This is a genomic window from Citrobacter sp. RHBSTW-00599 (genome assembly GCF_013784065.1).
Lineage (GTDB): Bacteria > Pseudomonadota > Gammaproteobacteria > Enterobacterales > Enterobacteriaceae > Citrobacter > Citrobacter braakii.
The window spans coordinates 2445678-2470494 of sequence record NZ_CP056717.1; the positions used below are offsets into that span (position 1 = coordinate 2445678).

A 24817-nucleotide genomic window follows, 5' to 3' on the forward strand; every position below is an offset into this window, starting at 1 on the left:
CTGTTAATTTTCTATTACCGCAGGTAGAATGCACGCCGTTTACCCATTTCGCGCCGCCGTGGGCGCCCATCCTCAAGAAGGTCTGGTCATGACGTTTACTGCTTCATCTTCTTCTCGTGCTGTTACCGATTCTCCTGTCGTTGTCGCTCTCGATTATTCTAATCGTGATAAAGCATTAGCTTTTGTCGACAGAATTGATCCTCGTGATTGCCGTTTGAAAGTGGGCAAAGAGATGTTCACGCTTTTTGGGCCTCAGTTGGTTCGCGATCTACAACAGCGTGGTTTTGACATCTTTCTTGATTTGAAATTTCATGATATTCCCAATACCACCGCGCATGCAGTTGCCGCTGCTGCCGAACTTGGCGTCTGGATGGTTAACGTTCACGCTTCTGGCGGGGCGCGTATGATGACTGCAGCCCGTGAAGCCTTAGTGCCTTTTGGCCAGGATGCGCCGCTGCTGATTGCCGTGACGGTTCTGACCAGTATGGAAGCCAGCGACCTCGCCGATCTCGGCGTGACGTTGTCACCTGCAGATTATGCTGAAAGACTGGCGCGCTTAACCCAGAATTGTGGTCTGGATGGTGTCGTATGCTCAGCTCAGGAAGCGGTGCGATTCAAGCAGGCGTTGGGCCAGGCATTTAAGCTGGTGACGCCGGGGATTCGTCCAGAAGGCAGCGAGGCGGGCGATCAGCGTCGTATTATGACACCGGAACAGGCGCAGTTAGCAGGTGTGGATTACATGGTGATTGGTCGTCCGGTCACCCAGTCGGCCGATCCCGCGCAGACGCTGAAGATGATCAATGCTTCCCTGAAACGAGGTGCGTAAATGAACGACTCAAACTCTCGTCTGGTCTACTCTACCGACTCCGGGCGTATTGATGAACCGAAAACAGCGCCTGAGCGTCCAAAAGGCGATGGCATTGTTCGTATCCAGCGCCAGACCAGTGGTCGCAAAGGGAAGGGCGTGTGCCTGATTACCGGTATTGATCAAGACGATGCCGAACTGACCAAATTAGCCGCAGAACTGAAGAAAAAGTGTGGTTGCGGTGGAGCAGTGAAAGATGGCGTGATTGAAATTCAGGGGGATAAACGCGACCTGATTAAATCGCTGCTGGAAGCTAAAGGAATGAAAGTTAAACTGGCTGGCGGTTAATAAAAAAGCCACGGAAAATATCCGTGGCTTTTTAATAATACAGACCTGAAAAAGTAAACGTATTATTATATCGAGCCGTTTAACCGTAGATTATTTACCCACCTGGTGGCCAATAATACCACCTACTGCAGCACCACCCAGCGTACCCAGCGTGCTACCGTCAGTCAGGACTGCACCACCTATTGCACCTGCACCAGCACCGATTGCGGTGTTACGATCTCGTTTGGACCAGTTAGAGCAGGCACTCAGCGACATTGCCAGAGTAATCGCCAGAATGGCAGCGGTCATTTTTTTGCTCGTTACTAACATAATACTTTCTCCTGAATTATTGATTCACGGAATCCAGTGTTCTTTAAGGATAGCGTCAAATTAAGACTATCGAAGATATTTCCGTGAAACCGTTTAGCGAAGTCATTACAAACACTATCCTGAAGTTGGAGGTTCGTTCCTGTTATATCGCTAACATTAATTTTACGACTTTATCCTGTTAACGACAGGTAAAAAGTCTTAATTGGACTGTCAGATAACTCTCAGAGAGCAGATGATTTGTCTGGTGACAAACCATCTACTGAAGATTTTATGCGTGGGCATCAATGATATTGACGATTAATCCTGAATGTTCGAGCTGCATTTGTACGCTGGCGCTGAGTCTGGAGTCCGTTACTACGCGGCTGAATCGCTCTAATGGACCCAGCGTGTAAGGGTGAATGGCGTCGAATTTTGAGCTGTCGGTCAACACAATAACTTCTGCGCCTTTTTCCAGCACCGCGTTAACCACGTCAGAACGCATCATATCGCGTCCGGTAAAACCGGTATCAGCCTGCCAGCCGTCAATGCCGATAAAGGCCTTACTGAAGTGTACCTGCTGGATAAACTGGCGAGTTAAGGGGCCGACCATGCTCTCACTTTTTTTCTGGTAAATTCCACCGAGAAGTATCACTTCACAGGGCGTTTCTTTGAGCAGATGAGCAATGTAGCTGCTCACGGTTATGATGGTGACATCTTTTTGCTCTGCCAGCGTTCTGGCCAGAAGTGCATTGCTGCTGCCATTCTCAATGAATACGGATTCGCCTGGACTGACCAGAGATGCAGCGAATTCAGCCAGTTCACGTTTCAGAGTGAAATTGGTCATCATGCGCGTTTCAACATCATCGCTGTTCAATGAAACAGCAAAACCGTGGGCTCGGCGTAAGTAACTCTGTTTTTCCAGCGTGTTCAGATCCTGTCGAATCGTCACTTCGGAGACACCGGTGACTTTTGCCAGATCGGCGACGCTCATCTGACCTTTATCGGTCACCATCTGCAAAATAGATTGTTGTCGGGAATTCATAGTATTAATTTTATTGCGATATCGTATCGGAAATTAAACGGAAACTGCATTATCTGCACTTGCTGATAGCAGCGACATCAAAAGATCACTGTCATCAGATCTCCCATGGCACCTTCTGCTTTTTCGCCAAAGATTCGGCATCTTCTTTGACCGTGTTTAACAGTTCAGCTTTCAGAATTTCAAGATTGTGGATGGCTGAGTGGTAATCACCTGCAACGAGGATATCCAGCACGGTATCAATACGTTCGGCCAGACGCTGAGCGTCGATATCAGACATGGTCGTCATCCTAATGGCAATAGAGTTTGAATTTCATGATGCAGAATTTCATGGCAAAAGAGAAGGGAAAAATAGTATTAACCTGAACGATTGAAGAATATTATATATTCTGTGATTACATGTGGATAGCGTCGTCATGTAATGTCCATTTATGGCTATTTATCACCTTCATTCTCTCTGCATTAGCGCATTTTTTTACTCAGATGGCGGCGATACCAACGTTCAAATGCGGCGGCTGGCATTGGTTTGGCGAATAAAAACCCCTGACGCTCATTGACGCCATTTTTGGTCAGAAACGCATCCTCTTTCGCGCTTTCCACGCCTTCGGCGATGACCTGCAGGTTGAGCGCCTGCGCTACCGCAACTATGGCCCGTACCAGCGATTGTGAAATAGGTTGTTTGTGGATCTCTCTGACAAAGGTCTGATCCAGTTTAATGGCATCTAGCGGGAAGCGGGCCAGTTGAGACAGCGACGAATAACCGGTACCAAAATCATCCAAATGGATTTGCGCTCCTAACTGGCTAAACTGCTGAATGACTGACAACGCCAGTTGCTCATTTTCTATCAAACTGCTTTCCGTTAATTCAACATCGATGGGGCAATACTCAAAGTTGAGCTCGTGAAGCACCTGCTTAAGTGCGGTAAAAAGCGTCTGGTCGGCGAGCTGGCGGGCAGAAACGTTTACCGCCACGCGCAGGTTTATTCCCTTGTCACGCCATTTCGCGACCTGGCGCACAACGTCGAGAATAACCCAACGCCCCAGCGGGACGATGAGCCCCGATTCTTCGGCGTAGGAGATAAACTCCAGCGGTGGAATGAGGCCGCGTTCCGGAGATTGCCAGCGAACCAGCGCCTCCAGGCTGCGCACTTCACCGCGCCAGGTTATCTTTGGCTGATAATGGATAACCAGTTGATCGTTATCCAGTGCCTTACGCAGATTAGTATCCAGCCACAGATATTCAAATACCCGCTGATTCATTTCCGGAGAAAAAACACAAAACTGCCCACGGCCACCTTCTTTCGCGGTGTACATGGCTGTATCCGCGTTACGAATGACGCTCTCGCAGTCCTGGCCATGCTGAGGTGCGAGGGATATACCAATAGAGCATCCGGTATAGACTTCAATCAGACCGATGCGGAAGGGCTGGCGCAGGCGCGTCAGAATGCGTGATGCGGTGGCTTCCAGTGTGCCCTGGGATGTTTCGGTGGCAAGAACAATGAATTCATCGCCGCCAAATCGCGCCAGGATCTGGTTGTCTTCGAGGCAACTGAGGATTGCCAGCGACACGCTTTGTAGTAGCTGATCGCCAAACATATGCCCGTAGGCATCGTTTACCTTTTTGAAGTTATCCAGATCGAGGTACGCAATACCGACCTGCGTATCGCCCGCGTTCTCAATCGCATTACTGATCAGTTCATGAATTGCGTTGCGGTTTGGTAATCCAGTGATGGAGTCGGTATTCGCCAACACCCGCAATCGTTCCTGCGCGCGGCGTTCTTCTGTGATATCGGTCCCGGAACAGATCAGAAAAATTTCGTTCTTTCCGCTACCGTTATGCACAAATTTATTGCGAAACAGAAACAGACGCTGGCCTTTGCAGGTCTTGACCCAGCGTTCAACCTCATACGAGTTACCTTCGCGAAAAAAGACCTCAATATTGCGCCGTGAAGCCGCCGCTTCACGACGGCTCATAAATAATGTGAATACACTTTGACCAATGACTTCACGTTCTTTGAGGCCGGTGTACTCTTCGCACAGGCGATTAAACCGCTGAATGTTGCCCATGCGGTCAAGAATGACAATAACGGAATTGGCTTCGGAAACGACTTGTTCGGCAAAAGAGAGGCCGTGGGCCAGATCGCGGGCGACGGAAGGGGTGTCATCCCAGGCTGATGCGCTACCGGCCCATTCGCGCTTATTGATTTTTCGACCGACCAGATGCACGGGAATGTCGTCATCTTCAATGGGCAACGTCATTAACAGACTTGATGTGATCACCGTCATCTCACGAATGCGATCGGCTTGTTCAGGTAATAATTCGATGGTCTGATCAGCTTCTGACGCTTCGTCGATAGAGAAATGCAGGATGTTGCAATCCTCTGACAAACGCCAGTAGGGGTTATGAGTGCCCACATAGCTATACAACGTAACCAGCTCCCGGACGTCTTTCATCATGTGTACTATCCCGTTTAAAGCGCATAGAGCCTCAAAAGTATGGGTAGCCATGATTCATTCGGGGTGATTATGGCTGAACGTATTGTTTTTTTTATATATTTATGTTTAATCCAGAATCCGTAAAAAGCAAAGCCAGCGGAACTGAAAAAAGTAAAAAAATAAAATTGACCGAATGAAAGAAGTGTAGTGCGGTGGTGGGAATTTGGGCGGGAAAAAGAAACGACCTTTCACAAAATGAGAAAGGTCGCTGGATTGATACGTGTTACGCGGCTGGACGCGCGATAACGCTGCGGGTTTCCATGCGAACTTCGGCGATGGTTACGTCAATCACATCCGTGACTTTGTAAACCACTTCACCTTTAATTTGCACCGTACCGCTTTCCTGGCTGCATACCAGCTCGTCCCGAACGGCGTGCAGGAATGGGGCAGGAATAAATGCTACTGCACCATTATCAACTAAACGTACGCGCATACCGCCGCGGCTGACGTCAATTATCTCGGCCGCAAAGCGGGTATCGGTCCCGGCTTTGTCACTCAGGAAACGGGCGTATAACCAGTCGCCCACATCACGCTCAGCCATCCGGTTCAGGCGACGACGTTCCGCCATTTGCACCGTGGTATCATCCCCAGGGCGGGCGATGGTTTCACCTTTGATGACGGCCTTAAGCAGACGGTGGTTAATCATATCGCCATATTTACGAATAGGAGAGGTCCAGGTGGCATAAGCCTCCAGACCCAGCCCAAAGTGCGGCCCTGGCTCGATACTGATTTCAGCGTAAGACTGGAAGCGGCGAATTCGGCTGTCGAGGAAACCAGAAGGCTGCGCATCCAGCTCGCGGCGCAGTTTGCAGAAACCTTCCAGCGTCAGGACTTCCTCGGCATCAACGTGCATACCATGGGTTTTTAGCAGCGCGGCCAGAGCGTCGGCGTTGGCCGGGTCGAATCCCATATGGACGTTATAAATACCGAAGCCGAGCTTGTCGCGAAGCACGCGGGCGGCGCAAATGTTTGCCGCAATCATGGATTCTTCCACGATTCGGTTTGCGATGCGGCGTGGCTCAGCGACGATGTCCAGGACTTCACCTTTTTCACCAAGAACAAAACGGTAATCCGGGCGATCTTTAAATACCAGAGCATGGTTATGACGCCATTCACCGCGGCTCAGGCAAATACGGTGTAGCAGACGGATTTGTTCAGCAATCGCGTCATTTGCAGGCTGCCAGTCGCCGGCGCCTTCCAGCCAGTCGGAGACGTTGTCGTAGACCAGCTTCGCTTTCGACTCAATCGTCGCTGCGAAGAAGGTGATGTTGTCTTCAATCGCGCCATCCGCGGCGATGGTCATACGACAAGCCAGAACTGGACGCACTTCGTTCGCGCGTAAAGAGCACAGATCGTCAGACAACTCGCGTGGTAGCATCGGGATATTGAACCCCGGCAGATAGTTAGTAAACGCGCGAATTTTTGCCGTTTTATCCAGCTTGCTGCCTTCTGCAATCCAGGCCGTAGGGTCAGCAATGGCGACAGTTAATTGCAGTTTGCCGTCGGCCAGCTCTTCAGCATACAGCGCATCGTCCATATCTTCGGTGCTGGCGCTGTCGATGGTGACAAAGTTGAGGGCGGTTAAATCCTGACGAACCAGACCTTCATCCAGCATCTCAGTTGCCACACCGTCCGGCGCTTCTTTTTCGAGATTATGACGTGCCAGCGTGACCCACCACGGGACAAAGTGGTCATCAGCAAAAGTGATAAATTGGGTTAATTCGGCATAGAAGGTGCGATCGCCTTTCAGCGGGTGGCGGCGCATTTCAGCGACGGCCCAGTCACCTTCTTTAAAATCGTGCTCAACGCCGCGGGCGGCACGACAAGGGATCGCTTCTTTCAGTAACGGATGATCCGGCACAATGGACAGACGATCATTTTTGCCCTGAACTTTACCCACGAAGCGCGTCAGGAAGGGTTCGATCAGTTCTTCCGGCTCGGCAGATTCACGATCTTTTTCTGTATGGATAACCGCAACAATGCGGTCGCCATGCATCACTTTTTTCATCTGCGGCGGTGGAATGAAATAGCTTTTTTGTGCATCGACTTCCAGGAAGCCAAAGCCTTTTTCCGTGGCTTTTACCACCCCTTCAGCACGTGGCGTCTGGGAATGCAGTTGCTGTTTAAGCTGCGCTAGCAGCGGGTTGTCCTGAAGCATAATTGTCTATTTTCGTGGCTAAAAGAGCGGCTGACAGTTTTACGCGATTCTCTCAGTTGCGGCAAGCGCTCTTTCAGTAAGTGGATCGGTTAATAAGTCTCGCCCAGCGCGATTTTCAAGCGATTCAACCATCCGCACAATCCGCTCCAGGCCAGCAGGTTAATCGCTTGTTCAGAAGAGATGCCCTGATCGAACAAAGGGGTTAACAGCGCGGCGCTAAAACGGTCGGGCGCTCGGGTTAGCCATTGTACCGCCTGCAGGGTGACGCGCTCAACCGGATGTCGCTGTTCCCAACGCTGTAATTCACGTTCCTCCTGGCGAAGCAGGGCGATAACGTTGGCTAATTCATTGGCTGTATGTGCCTGTTCATTAAAGCAGGCCACGCTGCCGTTAATCCGTGACGTCATTAGCGCCGCCAGTGAAAATGCCCGCACCGGCACAGCGCTGCGCCGGGTACTGGAAATCAGTGTCGTGAATAAATCTAAAATGACCGGTGAATGAATCAGTAATGGCACCAACGCTTGCAGCTCATCGGGAAAATGTCTGGCCGTCGTCTCGTCCTGAGCAGGATATTTTTCGATTGGGAATGGCGCAGCGTGCCAGGTAGCGTTTGTTGCACTAAATGGCGAAGCGTGAGCGAATTGCTGTATATCCAGCCCCGGTATTCGGCGTACCGGATGTCCAAACCAGGCCTGAAACAGGGCCACGGTCCGGGCCTGAAAACCGACGAAGCCGATGATCTGATTCATCAAAATACTATCGCTGGTAGTCAGCCCGACCGCATCCAGATGCTGGCGATCGCGTGCGCCTATCACGTCAGGAGAGCTGGCAAGTTGGCGAGCATATTGGGTGATTTGCGCCAGCCGATGGTTACTTTCCCGTGACGAGTCAGGACCAGGAAGCGGTGTTAACCGCGCGGCATAGTGATTGCACAATCGCTGGACGCCATACACCTGAGCGACGGTTAGCGCCGTACTCATCCGCTCATAGGCGCTGAATGTGTGCATCTGATTCAGGTTTACGTGAACCGGGAAGAGAACCTGGGCAAGTTTACGGGCAGGGGTTAACCAGGATTGAAAAGGCAAAAGGGCGTCATCAGGTATCGCCAGATCCAGTAAAAAGCAGTCGTCGACATGAGCGGCTTCCGGCACCAGCGGCAGAATATCTTGCGGATGCTTGCTGGATTGCGTCTCATGATACCAGTGGCTTTTGCCTTCAATTCGGCGTTGTTCCATGGGCGGTCCTTGGTCTAAAAAGTGGCGACCCGGACACGTCGTCTACTACTACGCCGGATCGTTTGCGCTGCAATATCCTGACGTAAGCAGAAGAGGGGATGAAAGATTGTTCCGTGATAATAAATATCAGAAAAGCATATATGGCAGCGGGCAGAGGAGAGTCATGGGCGGGGCAAGACCGCCCATAGAAGACTTACGATTATTTCAGTTCCAGCTCGTTCATTGCCGCGATACTGAAGCCACCATCGACGTGAACGACTTCACCCGAGATGCCGGCAGCAAGATCGGAGCACAAAAATGCTGCGGAGTTGCCCACATCTTCAATGGTTACAGTGCGGCGAATCGGCGTAACCGCTTCACAATGCGCCAGCATTTTACGGAAATCTTTAATGCCGGAAGCGGCGAGTGTACGGATTGGACCGGCAGAAATAGCGTTCACACGCACGCCTTCAGGACCCATCGCATTAGCCATATAGCGGACGTTCGCTTCCAGTGAGGCTTTTGCCAGGCCCATCACGTTGTAGTTAGGGATGGCGCGCTCTGCGCCCAGATAGGATAGCGTCAGCAGCGCTGAGCCTGGGTTCAGCATGGAACGGCAGGCTTTTGCCATCGCCACAAAGCTGTAAGCACTGATGTCATGAGCAATTTTGAAGCCTTCGCGGGTGACTGCATTCACATAGTCGCCATCCAGTTGGTCTGCGGGCGCAAAACCAATGGAGTGCACGAAACCGTCGAATTTCGGCCAGGCTTTGCCCAGTTCGGTAAACAGTGTATCAATGCTGGCGTCTTCCGCCACATCACACTGTAGTACGATGCTGGAGCCCAGTTGAGCTGCAAATTCTTCGACGCGGCCTTTTAGTTTGTCATTCTGGTAGGTGAACGCCAGTTCAGCCCCTTCGCGATGCATGGCCTGAGCGATACCCCAGGCGATGGACAGTTTGCTGGCAAGACCCGTTACCAGAATGCGCTTACCGGAAAGAAAACCCATAGCTTTAATCCTTATGGTCATTGCTTATTTTTAGCAATCAATGAGTTATGATCACAATTTGAAGGTGTTTCGAAATGGGGCAGCAATTATATCCCACTCTTTGTGCCTTGTAGAATAGTTATCATCCCTTACTGATAATCACTTTTCATTACACATGAGGGTTATAACACTTTCCCTGGTTAAGTCTCATTCATTCTGCGAAGCGCGGGGGGATGGAGAAAATACAAGGCTTTGAAGGCATCTCAATGGTATTATTAACTGCTAGCTTATGTTTTAAAACATAGCAATGTAGGAACTTTCTTAAAACAAAAAATATGACCGTATTCAGTTCGTTATGATATATTGTTTTTATCGATCGATATTGATACATTGATCGTTATTATTGATTGATTGTGATTAAAAGTGCATTATCAGGAAGTTATGATCAATTGGAGTGGTCTTATGCACTATCATTTCATCGCGGAACCGATGAGAGACACAACTGATACGTTACTGGGTGTTGAGATGAGCGTCCGGTTTGCTTCAGATACGGTTTCGCCGATACATCCAGAGTTCATCATTTCAGCGTGGAATAGCGAACAAAAACGTAATTTCATGCTCGAGCAAATTCGATTAATTGCCGAAAAGCGTAATTGGTTTGAGAGCCACAACCTTTTCTGTACTCTGAACCTCATTGATGAAATGGCGCTGCTGGCAATTGGCGACCCGAGCGTCAAATCGGCGCTACATGCCATGCCTTTTGTCGCCCTGGAACTTTCAGAGCGTTTTCTGACGAATACCGTATGTCTGAATAATCTGCTGATTAATTCACTTTGCGACGGTCCAAACGCATTATGGCTGGGCGATCTGGGCTCCGGCAACATTGGGGCCAGTCCGCTGGTTTGCGGTCGTTTTGATGTTGTAAAGTTGGATCGTGGTTTTTTCCTGGATCAGGCTGAAAAACCGATGTTCCCGGTGCTAATTAAAAACATCCGCGAATATTGCGACCGCATTGCGGTGGAGGGCGTGGAAACCAAACAGCTTATCGACGAAGTAGGCGCGGCTGGTGTTTGGGTGATGCAGGGATCTCTTTTCCCTTCGGTCGCGTTTAGCGAGGTTGATACACTGCTCTTACCAAATGTTTGTCACTGATTGCAAAATTGCCCTCCGGTTGAGGAGGGCTGCATCTGCTAGCGATCTTTACGCCACGCGTCAGCGGTAAGCGCTTCGCCGAAATGACCGGCGATCAGGCGACGGGTCAGCTCATGCAACGGCGAGGCCAGAACATCTGCTGTACTGCCGCGTTCAACCACTTCACCCTGGTGCATGACTAATACCTGATCGCTGATGTGCTTCATCATGCCGATGTGCTGAGTCACATAGATATATGAAATCCCCTGTTTTTCCTGTAATTCCAGCATCAGATTGATGAGCTGCGAACGCATCGACATGTCCAGAGAGGCCAGGGCTTCGTCGGCGATAATGACTTTGGGTCGCAAAATGAGCGCTCGGGCAAGGCCCAGACGCTGTTTTTGTCCCGGAGCCAGCATATGCGGGTAATAACTCACATGGTCAGGCAACAGACCGACCATGCGCATGGTCTCGATGATCTGTTTGCGGCGCTGTTCAGGCTCGAGGTCGGTGTTCAGACGTAGCGGAAAATCGAGGATCTGCGAAATACGTTGCCGTGGGTTAAGCGACGTTGACGGATCCTGGAAAATCATACGGATACGCTGACTACGGAATGAATAATCACCATATTTTAACGGGTGATCGTCAATCAGCAGCTCACCGCTGGTAGGCTCAATCATACCGGCCAGCATCTTCGCCAGCGTAGATTTACCGGAACCATTTTCACCTATAACGGCGAGCGTCTGACGCTCGCGCAGGGTAAAGCTCAGGGGTTTAACGGCCTCAACGGTCTGACGGCGGAATAAGCCCGTCCGGTAGCGAAAGGTTTTGCTCAGATTACGAACTTCGAGCAGGGTTTCTACCATCTCACTCTCTCTCCATGTTCAGCGGGAAATGACAGGCGTAGAGATGATTCTTTGCTCCGGTCAGTCTTGGGGTTTCGATACATTCGCGCTGAGCATAAGGGCAGCGCGGCCCCAGACGACAGCCGATAGGTAATTGTTCCAGCAATGGAATGGCTCCTGGCATGGTATTCAGGCGGCTTTTGTGCGGCATTGCGCTACCAAAATCAGGAATGGCGCGAATCAACGCTTGGGTATAAGGATGATGCGGAATAGTCACCAGCTCTTTACTGGGCGCAGTTTCCACCGTTTGCCCACAGTACATCACGTTAATTTTGTCAGCCCACTGGCTGAGCATTTGCAGGTCATGGCTGATCAGCAAAATGGTGGTATTGCTGTTTTGGTTCAGACGGGTCAGCAGGCGGAAAATTTGCGCCTGAGTGGTTGGCTCCATCGCGTTCGTTGGTTCGTCGGCAATCAGTAAACGCGGCTGATTAGCCAAGGCGATTGCGATCATCACCTTCTGGCATTCGCCGTCGGTCAGCTCATACGGGAAGCTGCGCATCGCATCTTTATGATCTTTTATCCCGACGCGGTGCAGGAGTTCAATCGCGCGGCGTTTACGCCAGCCGATACGCTGCCACCAGCGGCCTTTATAAGTCCATGCCGGAATATTTTGCATCAGTTGTCGTCCAATGCGCTCAGACGGATCGAGACACGATTGCGGTTCCTGAAAGATCATGGAAACGTTATGGCCGACCAGCTTGCGTCGTTCACGAGCGGAAAGGCGCAACAGATCGATATCATCAAAGCGCATGCGGTCTGCGGTTACGCGCCAGTTATCTTTAGCGACGCCGCAAATGGCCTTGGCGATCAGGCTCTTGCCCGATCCAGACTCGCCAACCAGTCCGCGGATTTCACCTTCATTGAGGGTCATGCTGACGCGGTCAACCGCCTTCACCCAGTCGTCGCCGGTTCTGAATTCAATGGTCAGGTTGCGGATATCCAGTAATGGCATTATTCCACCCCCGCAATAATTGCCCGGCGCACGCCATCTCCCAGCAGGTTAACCAGCAGCACGCTTATCATAATCGCCGCACCTGGCAGCATAACCGTCCAGGGTGCGACATAAATCAGCTCCAGCGCGTCGCCAAGCATGGCTCCCCATTCTGGTGACGGCAACTGTGCGCCAAGGTCGAGAAAACCCAGCGCAGCGATGTCCAGAATCGCCATCGACAGCGCACGGGTGATTTCAGTGATAAGTCCGGCGGTAATATTGGGCAGAACGGCAAACCACAGGATATTGAGCGTGGTTGCACCGTCCAGGCGAGCGGCGATAACGTACTCTTTTTCCAGCTCGTCATGCACCATGCTGTAGACGGAGCGTACCATGCGCGGCAGCAGCGCCAGCCAGACGGCAAACATCGCGTGTGTCAGATGCGGTCCGGCAAAGGCCACCACAATAATCGCCAGCAGCAGCGAAGGGATCGAGAGCAGGGTGTCCAGAATGTGGTTCAGCACCGCGGAGCGCAAACCGTGCGTTGCGCCGGCAACCACGCCCAGTAACAGGCCACATAGTGTGGCGGCGAGGGTGACGACAAACGCGCCGCCAACGGTCGGGGCCGCGCCGCTGAGCAGGCGACTTAGCACGTCACGCCCGAGATCGTCAGTTCCGAGGAAAAATGAGACTTCGCCATAGCGCGACCATGACGGCGGTAAAAGCTGATAGCCGAGAAATTGCTGGTCGATGCCATAAGGGGCAAACCAACCGCCAAAAATACACAGAATCGCCAATCCTGCGCAGCCATACAGGCCGATCATTGCAGTCGCATCGCCGTAAAAATTGTGCCATGCGGTGCGCAGCGTACCCGGCGGGCGCTTTTCGCTGTAGACGCTATCGTAAGGCATACCATTCCTTATGTTTCAGAGGGTTAGCCATAGCACCCAAAATATCAGAGATGACGTTAACGATGATAACCAGTGAGCCAATCACCATGACGCCCGCCGAAATTGCCGCGTAATCCTGCTGGCGAATTGCGTTAATCAGCCAACGGCCAAGACCTGGCCAGCTAAAGACCATCTCGGTGATCATCGCCAGCGTCAGCATGGTGGAAAACTGTAAGCCCAGACGCGGGATCACCGGCGGAAGGGCGTTGTGCAGAACGTGACGGCGCAGAATGGTTAAGCGTGACAGACCGCGCGTGGCGGCCGCTTTAACATAGTTTTGATCAAAGACCTCAATGGTGCTGATTCGCATCAGGCGAATAACTTCCGTGGTAGGGGCGACGGAAAGCGTCAACACCGGAAGCACCATGTGACGGATTGCGCTGACCAGCATTTCATCGCGCCAGGGCGAGTCGGAGATCCACGCATCAATAATGGCAAATCCGGTAACGGGCTTCACTTCATAGAGAAGATCAAAGCGTCCCGAAACGGGAAGCCAGCCGAGAGTCAGTGAAAAGAGCAACGTCAGCAACAGCGCCAGCCAAAAAACCGGAATGGAAAAGCCCATCAACGCTAAGGCGCTGATGCAGCGGTCCTGCCATTTGTTCCGCGTGATCCCTGCCAGCATACCAACGGGGATCCCAACCATCAGCGCAAAACCAAAGGCAAGAATGCACAGTTCCATCGTCGCCGGGAACACCTCCTTCAACTGTTCTGAAATCAACTGGCCGTTAATACTGGATACACCAAAATCCCAGTGAATGAGGCCATTGAACCAGAATACCCAGGCGTTCCACAGCGATGCACCCTGTAACGGCGCATGAGGCGTGAAGTAGCTCAGGCTGAAACCAATAAAGGTCAGAAAGAAAAGGGTGACCAGCAGCAATAAAAAACGACGCAGGGTGAAGATAATCATGGCTTTTTCACCTCATCTTTCTTTTCCCTGGAAACCCCGGCAAAAGATGCATTGCCGAACGGACTCAGCACCAGTCCTTTGATATCGTAACGATAAGCCTGCAGACGCAGTGAAGAGGCCAACGGCAGGATCGGTAACTCTTTCGCGAGAATATTTTGCGCTTCGTCATAGGCATCAATTCGCGATGAGAGTTGCTGCGAAGAGAGGGCTTTGCGCAGAACACTGTCAAATTCCGGATTACACCAGTGGGCGAAGTTAGTCTGCGAGTTGATGGCGGCGCAGCTTAGCAACGGTCGGAAAAAACTGTCAGGATCGTTACTGTCCGTCGCCCAACCGGATAACGTTAGATCATGGTTCATATCCATTAATCGCGCCTCCTGAAAACGACCTTCTACCGGAATGATTTTAACTTTCACACCCACCTGAGCCATGTCAGCCTGAATCAGCTCGGCGGTTTTCAGTGGACTGGGGTTCCAGGCCTGAGAACTGGTGGGTACCCAAAGCTGTAATGTCAGGTTCTCCAGCCCCAGTGCTTTTAACTGCTCGCGCGATTTTGCCGGATTGTACTCTGTAATTTTAGCTTCGTTGTCATAAGCCCACGAGGCGCGAGGCAAAATAGATGCTGCGGTTTCCGCCGTCCCGTAGTAGATGGACTGCATCAGCCGTTGGTTATTGATGGCCAGCGCCAGCGCATGCCGCACGGCGGGATTATCCATCGGTGGTTTATTGGTGTTGAATGCCAGATAGGCGATGTTCATCCCCGGGCGCAGGGTCAGACGCAGGCGCGGGTCATCACGCAAAATGCTGAGCTGACTGGCGGCAGGCCAGGCCAGAACATCACACTCACCGGTCAGGAGTTTCGATAGACGTCCGGTGCCGCCAGAGCCGAGGTCCACAACCACCTGCGGCATCAGAGGAGTACCACGCCAGAATTTTTCATGGCGCTGCAGTCGAACATATTGCCCTGCGCGATTCTCCGAAAGCTGGTACGGTCCGGTGCCGACGGGTTGTCTGTCGAGCAGCTCCTGACGATCCTGTTTTGCCAATTTAGCCGCATATTCTGCTGACATCACGGAGGCATAGTGCGTGGCAAGGTGCCACATGAAGGAGGCATCGGGCTGAGTTAAGCGGAACTCAACGGTGTTGTTGTCCAGCTTGCGTACGCTTTGGACGTTATCGGCGAACTGTAGGCTGTCGAAGTAGGGGAAACTGCTACCGTTTACATTGTGCCACGGATGCTGGCGATCAAAGATGCGCTCGAAGGTAAACACCACGTCGTCTGCATTCAGTTTGCGGGTGGGGGTGAACCAGGCCGTCTTCTGAAACTGGACGTCACGACGCAGATGGAAGCGGTAGGTTGCGCCGTTATCCAGCACCTCCCAGCTTTCAGCCAGCTCAGGCACCAGTCGATAGGTGTACGGATCGACATCGAGTAGTCGGTCATACAGCTGGGCTGCCAGGGTGTCGACGATAAGACCGCTGCTCGCTTTTTGCGGGTTGAACGTATTGACCTGCCCGCTAACGCAATAGACAAAGCCGCTGTCACGAATATCAGCATGCGAAGCCTGTTCAGGCGCGGCAGCAGCCTGACCACTCAGAAATCCAGCCATCACGATCAGAGATGATAAAACCAGGCGCATAATTTTAAAGGATTATAAATAAAGAGGCTATCTTACTAATATTTAATGACATTTGCCATTACCGTTTGTGTTTGGGGCCGTAGAGGTGATAACCGCGAATTCAACATCGCGACAGGGTCACCCTTCATACCCGCTATCCACTTTGAATTTACTCTGTTAACTATCTTAGCATTTTCATGACCCATCTGACTCGCTATAAACGCGGTGCAGGATGTGGACAGTTGGCGTAATTTGTTACGGTTTCCTCGCTGTGACAAAATGCATAAGCGATTACAATGCGTTAGTGTACGAATCAAAGGGAATATTTAATAAATGAGCAACTTAGCGGATTACGTCAATGCTATAAAAATAGGCAAAAATGTTATTTGTATTGAGGATGTCAGTAAACGGGATGACATGGCTGAAGTTGAGATTATAAATAAGACATGGCTTCATGATTCGGGAGTGGTTATTCGTTGTTCTCGCGAAAATGAATTGGTTATATATCCATCAAATTCCTGTCCAGAATGCAGCATTAGATGGCATGTCGTTGATGCGGCAGGTCAGGATATTCGTCCACTGGAGAAAACATTTCACAATGCTTGCCAGGAGTCGTACTGGTTAAAAGTAAATCGTCAAACGCATCTCCCGGTGTAAACGCTGAGCTAACCAATCACAGCGATGCCAAGCCGCTCCATGAGCAACGATGCCTGGTAGTTGTCTAACTTAACGCCTTGTAAATCAACACCCCGAATATCTAAGTCACCTAACTCCGAATTGGTCAGATCGCAATGTGTGAAGTTTGCTGCTCGCCAGTCGAAAGTCGAAAACTCGCCGCCGGAGAGATCTGAACCACTGAACGTCGCACCCAGTACCTGAGTCCCCATCCAGCGGTTTTCCCATAGCTCACACTTTTCCAACACGACTTTCGAAAAATTGGCGTAGCTTAGATTGGTATTAGTGATATATGCGCTGCAAAACCAGGTGCGCGTGGTGATCATATTCATAAAGCTTGCACCGCGGAAATCTGCGCCTTGTGCGCGGCAGTGGCGAATTTCAATGCCCAATGCGCTGACGTTGCGGAAATCTGCCATTGATAAATCACAGCTTTTGAAAATGGCATCTTTCAGCATTGCGCGACTAAAATTGCATCCTTTTTGACTTTCGCGATCATAGAACTGGCAGCCGATAAATTCAGTGCCGCTCAGGTCGGCACCTGAAAAATCGCAGTTAAAAAATGTACTATTTTCAACTTTCTCACCGGTGAAGCGATTTCTGTCAATTTTTTCGCCAACTAATGCCAGAGTCATATCTACACCTGTTTTTTTATACAGTAATGACGCCATGGTAAACCTTATGACGTTATGCGTCAAACCCGCCAGTATGACACCTGCAAATGCGTATTAGATCTGGTGTTTCTTAAGCAACGCGCGTAGCTGATGGTAAGTCAGACCCAGTAATTCAGCGGCTTTTTTCTGATTAAATTTTGCCTGCTGCAAACTGGTTTGTAGAAAGTCTTTCTCTTGTTGCTGCTGGAATTCACGCAGATCCAGCGGTAATGCTACAGATGTCTGCTTGGGTGGTGCTGCCTGTGGCTGCGCAACATGGCGGCGGAAGGGGTCAATGATGATCTCATCCAGCGGGTAATCGCTGGTACCGTGCCGGTAAACGGAGCGCTCCACGACGTTTTTCAGTTCACGAATATTACCCGGCCAACGGTAATGGAGGAGGGTTTCTCTGGCCTCGGCGCTAAATCCCGGAAAAAGCGGTAACCCGATCTCGCGGCACATCTGAATGGCAAAGTGTTCGGCCATTAACATGATGTCGCTTTGACGCTCGCGTAGTGGGGGAAGTTGCACCACGTCAAAGGCCAGACGATCCAGCAGGTCTGCGCGGAAAGTGCCTTCGCTGACCATACGTGGCAGGTCGGCATTGGTCGCGCAGACCAGTCGCACGTTAACCTGCAATGGCTGGCTGCCGCCGACGCGTTCCAGCTCGCCATACTCAATTACGCGCAGCAGTTTTTCCTGTACCAACATTGGCGCGGTCGCCAGTTCATCAAGAAACAGCGTGCCGCCGTCGGCGCGTTCGAAACGTCCTGGATGGCGTTTTTGTGCACCGGTAAACGCACCGGCTTCGTGACCAAACAGTTCGGAATCAAGTAAGTTCTCGTTGAGAGCTGCGCAGTTAAGCGAAATAAATGGGCCCTGCCAACGGCTGGAGAGGTAGTGCAGGCGGTTGGCAATAAGCTCTTTCCCCGTACCTCGCTCACCGATAACCAGTACAGGTTTATCCAGCGGCGCCAGATGAGAAACCTGTTCCAGCACTTCAATAAAGCTGTTCGCTTCGCCCAGAATATTGTCTTTGTATCCTGCCATGATGAAATTCACCACTTGTTAGTGTTATTCACCAATTTACCCTAATTCTCCCGTCAGGTAAAATTAGGTATTTATATTAAAATCAATTTGTTAAAAAGTTGGCACGCCAAGTGCATTACGAAAACAGCAGGGCATAGCCCGATATCAGAACAGTAAGTGAGGATTACATTATGGGTATTTTTTCTCGTTTTGCCGACATCGTGAACGCCAACATTAATGCGTTGCTGGAAAAGGCTGAAGATCCGCAGAAGCTGGTGCGGTTAATGATCCAGGAAATGGAAGATACGCTGGTTGAGGTGCGCTCAAACTCCGCACGCGCTCTGGCAGAAAAGAAACAATTATCTCGCCGTATCGAACTGGCCAGCGCACAACAGGCAGAGTGGCAAGAAAAAGCCGAGCTGGCGCTGCGTAAAGAGAAAGAAGATTTGGCGCGTTCTGCTTTAATCGAAAAACAGAAACTGACTGATCTGATTGCTTCTCTGGAGCATGAGGTGACGCTGGTTGACGATACGCTGGCGCGAATGAAAAAAGAGATCGGTGAGCTGGAAAATAAACTCAGTGAAACCCGTGCTCGTCAGCAGGCATTGATGCTGCGCCATCAGGCTGCGAGCTCTTCGCGTGATGTTCGTCGTCAACTGGACAGCGGTAAGCTGGATGAAGCGATGGCACGCTTTGAATCTTTCGAGCGTCGTATCGATCAGATGGAAGCTGAGGCTGAAAGCCATAACTTCGGTAAACAGCAGTCTCTGGATCAGCAATTTGCTGACCTGAAAGCAGATGATGAAATCAGCGAGCAGCTGGCGCAACTTAAAGCCAAAATGCAGCAAGATAAGCAATAATAACATCTGGCGGCGCCCGAACGCGCCGCCGCTCATAACCTGTAAGGAGTACTCATGAGCGCGCTATTTCTGGCTATCCCATTAACCATCTTTGTGCTGTTCGTTTTACCGATTTGGCTCTGGCTGCATTACAGCAACCGTTCCAGTCGTGGCGAACTGGCGCAAAGTGAACAGCAACGTCTGGTAGAACTCAACGATGACGCACAGCGGATGCGCGAGCGCATTCAGGCGCTGGAAGACATCCTTGATGCTGAACATCCAAACTGGAGGGACCGCTAATGGGAGGCGTTAATCTGAACAAAAAACTGTGGCGTATTCCGCAACAGGGCATGGTGAAGGGGGTTTGCGCAGGTATTGCGCATTACCTCGATGTGCCTGTGAAGCTGGTACGGATCCTGGTGGTGTTGTCCGTCTTTTTTGGTCTGGCCTTTTTCACCTTCGTCGCTTACATCGTGCTGACGTTTGTGTTGGACCCGATGCCGGACAATGTGGTTTCCGGTGAGCAGCAGCCATCAAGCGGCGAGCTGTTGGATGCCGTCGATCGCGAGCTGGCGGCAAGTGAAAAGCGTTTGCGTGAAATGGAGCGTTATGTCACGTCTGATACCTTTTCATTGCGCAGCCGTTTCCGCCAATTGTGAGGATAGAAATGAACAATCGCTGGCAACGTGCCGGGCAAAGGGTTAAGCCGGGCTTTAAAATAGCAGGTAAGCTGGTGCTTTTAACTGCGCTTCGTTACGGCCCGGCGGGGGTAGCAGGGTGGGCGGTGAAGTCCGTCGCCCGACGCCCGCTTAAAATGCTGCTGGCGTTGGTCCTGGAGCCGGTTTTGAGTCGGGCAGCGGCAAAATTATCGAAACGCTATTCAGGTAATCAACGCTGATATCCGAATCAGCAAAAGCAAGCAACAATTAATCAACATTCCCACTGTTAATTTGCGGCAGCTCACAAATACGATTTTTTGGCTGCCAAAATTCTTTTATTATCCCCCTCCTGGCCACCTCAGCCGATTGACAGCTTATTTCCCGCAGAGTAGTCTCTTGATTCATGGGACCGCTACCACGAGAATTGAAGGTGAACCAAAAAATCCAAAAATGCCTGGCAGAAGTTTATGGTGATACGTTTACTTCATGCCACTATGAAGCGCTGATTGCACGTTTAGAGAAATCACAGGGATTAATTAAAAAAATCCGTAAAGCGCATTGGGACGAGGGCGATGTGGTTCTTATTACCTACGCCGATCAATTCCACGGGGCAGGCAAAAAACCACTGCCGATGTTTAATCAATTTTATAATGAATGGCTTAAGTCGACATTTTCTCATATGCATCTGTTGCCGTTTTATCCGTGGTCATCGGATGATGGTTTTTCCGTAATTAATTACCATCAGGTTGCCGAAGAAACCGGTGACTGGAATGATATTAAGCAATTGGGTAAATCCAGTCGACTGATGTTTGATTTTGTTTGTAACCATATGTCAGCGAAAAGCGAATGGTTTAATAACTATTTGCAACAGCTTGACGGTTATGAAGATTTCTTTATTGCGATGGATCCTGATACGGACCTGAGCAACGTAACGCGTCCACGCGCATTACCGTTACTGACGCCTTTTACGCTGAAAGATAACACCGTACGCTATTTATGGACGACGTTCAGCGACGACCAGATCGATCTCAACTATGCCAACCCGATAGTGTTACTGGCGATGGTCGATGTGCTATTGAGTTATCTTGAGCAGGGCGCTGATTATGTCCGCCTGGATGCGGTTGGCTTTATGTGGAAAGAGCCAGGAACGACCTGTATTCACCTGGAAAAAACGCATCAGCTTATCAAACTATTTCGCGCTATTGCTGACTGCGCGGCGCCTGGTACGGCGATTATTACTGAAACAAACGTTCCGCATAAGGATAATGTGTCCTACTACGGAAATGGCCGTGATGAAGCGCATATGGTGTACCAGTTCTCGTTACCGCCGCTGGTGCTGCATGCGGTACAACGCCAGGATACCTCAACCTTGTGCCAGTGGGCGCAATCACTGGAACTGCCCTCCAGTGAGACCACCTGGTTTAATTTCCTCGCATCGCATGACGGTATTGGTCTCAACCCATTACGTGGTTTGTTACCTGAAGACGAGATCGTGCGCCTGGTGACGGAATTACAACAGGAAGGCGCGCTGGTTAACTGGAAAAATAACCCTGATGGTAGTCGCAGTCCGTATGAAATTAACGTGACATATATGGACGCACTGACGCCAGGCAATTGTAGTGATGCCGAACGTTTTTCCCGTTTTATTCTCGCACATGCCATTTTGCTGAGTTTTCCGGGTGTACCTGCGGTTTACATTCAAAGCATTCTTGGGTCACGCAATGATTATAAAGGTGTCGAGGCGCTAGGTTATAACCGCGCGATCAACCGCAAAAAATATCAAATAAGCCAAATCGAAACGGAGCTGGCAGATGAAACCAGTTTGCGCCACGCTATTTATCATGAATTATCCCGATTAATTGTAATACGTCGTAGTAATAAAGCATTTCACCCTGATAGTGATTTTCAGATTAGCTGTGTTACACCGGCTGTAATGCAAATTAAACGTACGGCGGAAACAGGCGAAAAAATTACCGGATTATTTAATGTCAGCGGTCATACGCAAACCATTAGTATTGATGTTGAAAATGGATTTGATTTGATTAGCGGTGAAACTATTTCAGGTAAAGAATTAACGTTGAACGCCTGGCAGGTCATGTGGGTTAAGTAATAAAAAGGAACATTTCATGCTTAAAACTAAAATTGTGCTGATTTCAGCACTGGTTTCCTGCGCCCTGGTTTCCGGGTGTAAGGATGATAAAACGTCCTCTGTTGCGATTGAATTTATGCACTCTTCTGTTGAACAGGAGCGACAGGCGGTTATTGCAAAACTGATTGAGCGTTTTGAAAAAGAGAACCCAGGGATCAGTGTCAAACAGGTTCCTGTAGAAGAAGATGCGTACAACACCAAGGTCATTACCCTGGCGCGGAGTGGTTCACTGCCTGAAGTCATTGAAACCAGCCATGACTACGCGAAAGTTATGGATAAAGAATCACTTATCGATCGTAAAGCCGTAGCGCAGGTCATCAACGCCGTAGGTGAAGGTACTTTTTATGATGGCGTGCTGCGTATTGTGCGTACTGAAGACGGTACCGCCTGGACCGGGGTTCCGGTTAGCGCCTGGATTGGCGGGATCTGGTATCGCAAAGATGTGCTGGCAAAAGCTGGGCTGGAAGAGCCAAAAGACTGGCAACAACTGCTGAGCGTGGCGCAGAAGCTAAACAATCCTGGTAGTAAGAAATATGGTATTGCGCTACCCACGGCGGAAAGCGTTTTGACCGAACAGTCATTTTCCCAGTTCGCGCTCTCAAACCAGGCCAACGTTTTTGATGCGCAAGGAAAGATAACGCTCAACACACCTGAAATGGCGCAGGCGCTGCAGTATTACCGCCAATTGGCAATGAACACCATGCCGGGCTCAAACGACATCATGGAAGTCAAAGACGCGTTCATGAACGGCACGGCGCCGATGGCGATTTATTCCACCTATCTCCTCCCGGCGGTGATTAAAGAGGGCGATCCTAAAAATGTGGGCTTTATGGTGCCGACGGAAAAAAACTCTGCTGTTTACGGCATGCTGACGTCGTTAACCATTACCGCGGGTCAAAAGTCTGAAGAGACAGAAGCGGCAGAGAAATTTGTCACCTTTATGGAGCAGGCCGACAACATCGCGGACTGGGTCATGATGTCGCCAGGGGCGGCGCTGCCGGTTAACAAAGCGGTGGTGAATACCCCGACGTGGAAAGATAACACTGTCATCAAAGCGCTGGGTGAATTACCCGATCAGCTAATTGCCGAACTGCCGAATATCCAGGTGTTTGGCGCCGTCGGCGATAAGAACTTCACCCGCATGGGTGACGTCACAGGCTCCGGTGTTGTGAGCTCAATGGTGCACAACGTGACGGTAGGCAAAGCCGACCTCGTCACCACGATTGAAGCGAGCCAGAAAAAACTGGATGACCTCGTTGAACAGCGCTAATGGGGAAATGGAAAGCCGTGATGAATAAGTTCTTTTCAGGTCGATCTGATATGCCATTCGCCATGCTGCTGCTGGCGCCCAGCTTGCTGTTGCTGGGCGGTTTAGTGGCGTGGCCGATGATATCAAACATCGAAATCAGCTTTATGCGACTGCCGCTGAATCCGCAAATTGAGTCTACGTTTGTCGGGCTAAGCAACTATATCCGTATCTTATCCGATCCCGGATTCTGGCATTCGCTGTGGATGACGGTCTGGTATACCGCGCTGGTTGTGGCAGGAAGCACGGTACTGGGGCTGGGCGTAGCGATGTTTTTTAACCGTGAGTTTCGTCTGCGGAAAACGGCGCGCTCACTGGTCATCCTCTCTTACGTGACGCCATCAATTTCGCTGGTGTTTGCCTGGAAATACATGTTCAACAACGGCTACGGCATTGTGAACTACCTCGGCGTGGATCTGTTGCATCTCTACGATCAGGCGCCGCTGTGGTTCGACAATCCCGGCAGTAGCTTCGCGCTGGTCGTGCTGTTCGCCATCTGGCGCTACTTCCCGTATGCCTTTATCTCGTTTCTGGCGATTTTACAGACGATTGATAAATCGTTGTATGAGGCGGCAGAAATGGACGGCGCGAACGCCTGGCAACGGTTTCGTATCGTCACGCTGCCAGCGATTATGCCGGTGCTGGCAACCGTGGTCACGCTGCGCACGATCTGGATGTTTTACATGTTCGCCGATGTTTATCTGCTGACCACTAAAGTCGATATTCTCGGGGTCTATCTCTATAAAACAGCATTTGCATTTAACGACTTAGGCAAAGCGGCCGCTATTTCTGTCGTCCTCTTCGTCATTATTTTCGCTGTTATCCTGCTGACCAGAAAACGGGTGAACCTCAATGGCAACAAATAAGCGCACGCTTGGCCGCATCGGCTTTTACTGTGGATTAATTGTCTTCCTGGGCATCACGCTATTCCCATTTTTTGTGATGCTGATGACCTCATTTAAAAGCGCCAAAGAGGCGATCTCGCTGCATCCGACGTTGTTACCGCAGCAATGGACGCTGGAACATTACATCGACATCTTCAACCCGATGATTTTCCCGTTTGTTGACTACTTCCGTAATAGCCTGGTGGTATCGGTCACTTCTTCGGTGGTGGCGGTATTTCTCGGCGTACTCGGAGCGTATGCGCTTTCCCGCCTGCGTTTTAAGGGGCGAATGACCATCAATGCCAGCTTTTACACGGTGTACATGTTTTCGGGGATTCTACTGGTGGTGCCGCTATTCAAAATCATTACGGCACTTGGCATCTATGACACCGAAATGGCGTTGATTATCACCATGGTCACCCAGACGCTGCCGACCGCGGTGTTCATGCTGAAAAGCTACTTCGACACCATTCCGGATGAAATAGAAGAAGCCGCGATGATGGATGGATTGAACCGTCTGCAGATCATCTTTCGCATTACCGTGCCGTTGGCGATGTCCGGTCTGGTTTCGGTCTTTGTGTACTGCTTTATGGTGGCGTGGAATGACTATCTGTTTGCCTCGATTTTCCTCTCCAGCGCCAGCAATTTTACCTTACCGGTCGGTCTGAACGCGCTGTTCAGTACGCCTGACTATATCTGGGGACGCATGATGGCGGCATCGTTAGTCACCGCATTGCCGGTCGTCATTATGTATGCGCTTTCCGAACGTTTTATTAAAAGTGGTTTGACCGCAGGCGGCGTGAAAGGCTAAGCGGCCAGTTTAATTAAGGAGTTG

Annotated in this window: 26 protein-coding genes; 12 read left to right on the forward strand and 14 right to left on the reverse strand. The window is 50.6% G+C overall.

All coding sequences use genetic code 11. The annotated features are described in order from the left end of the window. The first annotated feature begins 88 nt into the window (after window positions 1-88). Together pyrF and yciH are read left to right on the forward strand one after the other, a co-directional pair. Window positions 89-826: an orotidine-5'-phosphate decarboxylase gene (gene pyrF / locus HV243_RS11970; protein WP_049282555.1), complete on the forward strand. Its 738-nt coding sequence runs from the start codon at window positions 89-91 to the stop codon at window positions 824-826. Further along, a complete protein-coding gene (gene yciH / locus HV243_RS11975) occupies window positions 827-1153 on the forward strand; it encodes a stress response translation initiation inhibitor YciH (RefSeq protein WP_016153243.1) in 327 nt (108 codons plus the stop codon). Between the two features lie 90 nt (window positions 1154-1243). On the opposite strand, the gene osmB is transcribed toward yciH, so the two are convergent. The 7 genes from osmB to fabI form a co-directional block, all read right to left on the reverse strand. Further along, on the reverse strand, window positions 1244-1462 hold the full coding sequence (osmB, locus tag HV243_RS11980; protein ID WP_003020583.1) for an osmotically-inducible lipoprotein OsmB: 219 nt from the start codon (window positions 1460-1462) through the stop codon (window positions 1244-1246). A gap of 268 nt (window positions 1463-1730) precedes the next feature. Further along, complete coding sequence (locus HV243_RS11985) at window positions 1731-2483, reverse strand: DNA-binding transcriptional regulator YciT (RefSeq protein ID WP_016153242.1); 753 nt, start codon at window positions 2481-2483, stop codon at window positions 1731-1733. A gap of 94 nt (window positions 2484-2577) precedes the next feature. Continuing rightward, the gene (locus HV243_RS11990) at window positions 2578-2760 is read right to left on the reverse strand and encodes a hypothetical protein (protein ID WP_053388560.1); all 183 of its coding nucleotides are present in this window, start codon (window positions 2758-2760) and stop codon (window positions 2578-2580) included. Between the two features lie 182 nt (window positions 2761-2942). Beyond that, a complete protein-coding gene (gene pdeR / locus HV243_RS11995) occupies window positions 2943-4934 on the reverse strand; it encodes a cyclic di-GMP phosphodiesterase (protein WP_047502364.1) in 1992 nt (663 codons plus the stop codon). 265 nt (window positions 4935-5199) lie between these two features. Further along, window positions 5200-7134: an exoribonuclease II gene (locus HV243_RS12000; RefSeq protein WP_047417275.1), complete on the reverse strand. Its 1935-nt coding sequence runs from the start codon at window positions 7132-7134 to the stop codon at window positions 5200-5202. 89 nt (window positions 7135-7223) lie between these two features. Beyond that, entirely contained in the window at window positions 7224-8369 is a 1146-nt protein-coding gene (locus HV243_RS12005) for a carboxymuconolactone decarboxylase family protein (protein WP_053388559.1), read from the reverse strand. A gap of 199 nt (window positions 8370-8568) precedes the next feature. Continuing rightward, window positions 8569-9357, reverse strand: coding sequence for an enoyl-ACP reductase FabI (gene fabI, locus HV243_RS12010; protein WP_053388558.1), 789 nt, complete (start codon window positions 9355-9357; stop codon window positions 8569-8571). Between the two features lie 441 nt (window positions 9358-9798). Here fabI and HV243_RS12015 point away from each other — a divergent pair, with 441 nt between their 5' ends. Continuing rightward, window positions 9799-10488: an EAL domain-containing protein gene (locus HV243_RS12015; protein ID WP_053388557.1), complete on the forward strand. Its 690-nt coding sequence runs from the start codon at window positions 9799-9801 to the stop codon at window positions 10486-10488. Between the two features lie 38 nt (window positions 10489-10526). Here HV243_RS12015 and sapF read toward each other — a convergent pair whose 3' ends face one another. Genes sapF through sapA form a run of 5 tightly spaced genes read right to left on the reverse strand, consistent with a single transcriptional unit; the run spans window position 10527 to window position 15809 of the window. Beyond that, complete coding sequence (sapF, locus tag HV243_RS12020) at window positions 10527-11333, reverse strand: peptide ABC transporter ATP-binding protein SapF (protein ID WP_016153235.1); 807 nt, start codon at window positions 11331-11333, stop codon at window positions 10527-10529. Between the two features lies 1 nt (window position 11334). Continuing rightward, window positions 11335-12327, reverse strand: a complete 993-nt coding sequence (gene sapD, locus HV243_RS12025) for a peptide ABC transporter ATP-binding protein SapD (protein ID WP_016153234.1) — start codon at window positions 12325-12327, stop codon at window positions 11335-11337. Continuing rightward, the gene (gene sapC, locus HV243_RS12030; protein ID WP_053388556.1) at window positions 12327-13217 is read right to left on the reverse strand and encodes a peptide ABC transporter permease SapC; all 891 of its coding nucleotides are present in this window, start codon (window positions 13215-13217) and stop codon (window positions 12327-12329) included. The genes sapD and sapC overlap by 1 nt, the downstream gene beginning before the upstream one ends. Next, entirely contained in the window at window positions 13204-14169 is a 966-nt protein-coding gene (gene sapB, locus HV243_RS12035; RefSeq protein ID WP_003020545.1) for a peptide ABC transporter permease SapB, read from the reverse strand. The genes sapC and sapB overlap by 14 nt, the downstream gene beginning before the upstream one ends. Continuing rightward, a complete protein-coding gene (sapA, locus tag HV243_RS12040; RefSeq protein ID WP_016153232.1) occupies window positions 14166-15809 on the reverse strand; it encodes an ABC transporter substrate-binding protein SapA in 1644 nt (547 codons plus the stop codon). The genes sapB and sapA overlap by 4 nt, the downstream gene beginning before the upstream one ends. Window positions 15810-16121: 312 nt before the next feature. On the opposite strand from sapA, the gene HV243_RS12045 reads away from it, so the two are divergent. Then, complete coding sequence (locus tag HV243_RS12045; protein WP_072161006.1) at window positions 16122-16445, forward strand: hypothetical protein; 324 nt, start codon at window positions 16122-16124, stop codon at window positions 16443-16445. Between the two features lie 8 nt (window positions 16446-16453). Here HV243_RS12045 and HV243_RS12050 read toward each other — a convergent pair whose 3' ends face one another. Both HV243_RS12050 and pspF read right to left on the reverse strand, forming a co-directional pair. Continuing rightward, window positions 16454-17098 carry a quinolone resistance pentapeptide repeat protein QnrB10 gene (locus tag HV243_RS12050; RefSeq protein WP_032492467.1) on the reverse strand — a complete coding sequence of 215 codons (645 nt, stop codon included), beginning with the start codon at window positions 17096-17098 and terminating at the stop codon, window positions 16454-16456. A gap of 93 nt (window positions 17099-17191) precedes the next feature. Next, entirely contained in the window at window positions 17192-18181 is a 990-nt protein-coding gene (pspF, locus tag HV243_RS12055) for a phage shock protein operon transcriptional activator (protein WP_029139556.1), read from the reverse strand. Window positions 18182-18336: 155 nt separating this feature from the next. Here pspF and pspA point away from each other — a divergent pair, with 155 nt between their 5' ends. From pspA to HV243_RS12095, 8 genes are all read left to right on the forward strand, one after another. After that, complete coding sequence (pspA, locus tag HV243_RS12060; protein ID WP_016153228.1) at window positions 18337-19005, forward strand: phage shock protein PspA; 669 nt, start codon at window positions 18337-18339, stop codon at window positions 19003-19005. Between the two features lie 54 nt (window positions 19006-19059). After that, window positions 19060-19284: an envelope stress response membrane protein PspB gene (gene pspB / locus HV243_RS12065; RefSeq protein ID WP_016153227.1), complete on the forward strand. Its 225-nt coding sequence runs from the start codon at window positions 19060-19062 to the stop codon at window positions 19282-19284. After that, complete coding sequence (pspC, locus tag HV243_RS12070) at window positions 19284-19643, forward strand: envelope stress response membrane protein PspC (protein WP_003020497.1); 360 nt, start codon at window positions 19284-19286, stop codon at window positions 19641-19643. Before pspB ends, pspC begins: the two co-directional genes overlap by 1 nt. Before the next feature lie 8 nt (window positions 19644-19651). Beyond that, window positions 19652-19882 (forward strand): phage shock protein PspD, encoded by a 231-nt coding sequence (gene pspD, locus HV243_RS12075; protein WP_047500373.1) that lies wholly within the window; start codon window positions 19652-19654, stop codon window positions 19880-19882. 164 nt (window positions 19883-20046) lie between these two features. Then, window positions 20047-21753 carry a sugar phosphorylase gene (locus tag HV243_RS12080; RefSeq protein WP_053388554.1) on the forward strand — a complete coding sequence of 569 codons (1707 nt, stop codon included), beginning with the start codon at window positions 20047-20049 and terminating at the stop codon, window positions 21751-21753. 16 nt (window positions 21754-21769) lie between these two features. After that, a complete protein-coding gene (locus HV243_RS12085; protein ID WP_053388553.1) occupies window positions 21770-23062 on the forward strand; it encodes an ABC transporter substrate-binding protein in 1293 nt (430 codons plus the stop codon). Window positions 23063-23082: 20 nt separating this feature from the next. Then, entirely contained in the window at window positions 23083-23964 is an 882-nt protein-coding gene (locus HV243_RS12090; protein ID WP_003840754.1) for a sugar ABC transporter permease, read from the forward strand. Then, window positions 23951-24793 carry a carbohydrate ABC transporter permease gene (locus HV243_RS12095; protein ID WP_003020474.1) on the forward strand — a complete coding sequence of 281 codons (843 nt, stop codon included), beginning with the start codon at window positions 23951-23953 and terminating at the stop codon, window positions 24791-24793. Before HV243_RS12090 ends, HV243_RS12095 begins: the two co-directional genes overlap by 14 nt. Window positions 24794-24817: the final 24 nt, after the last annotated feature.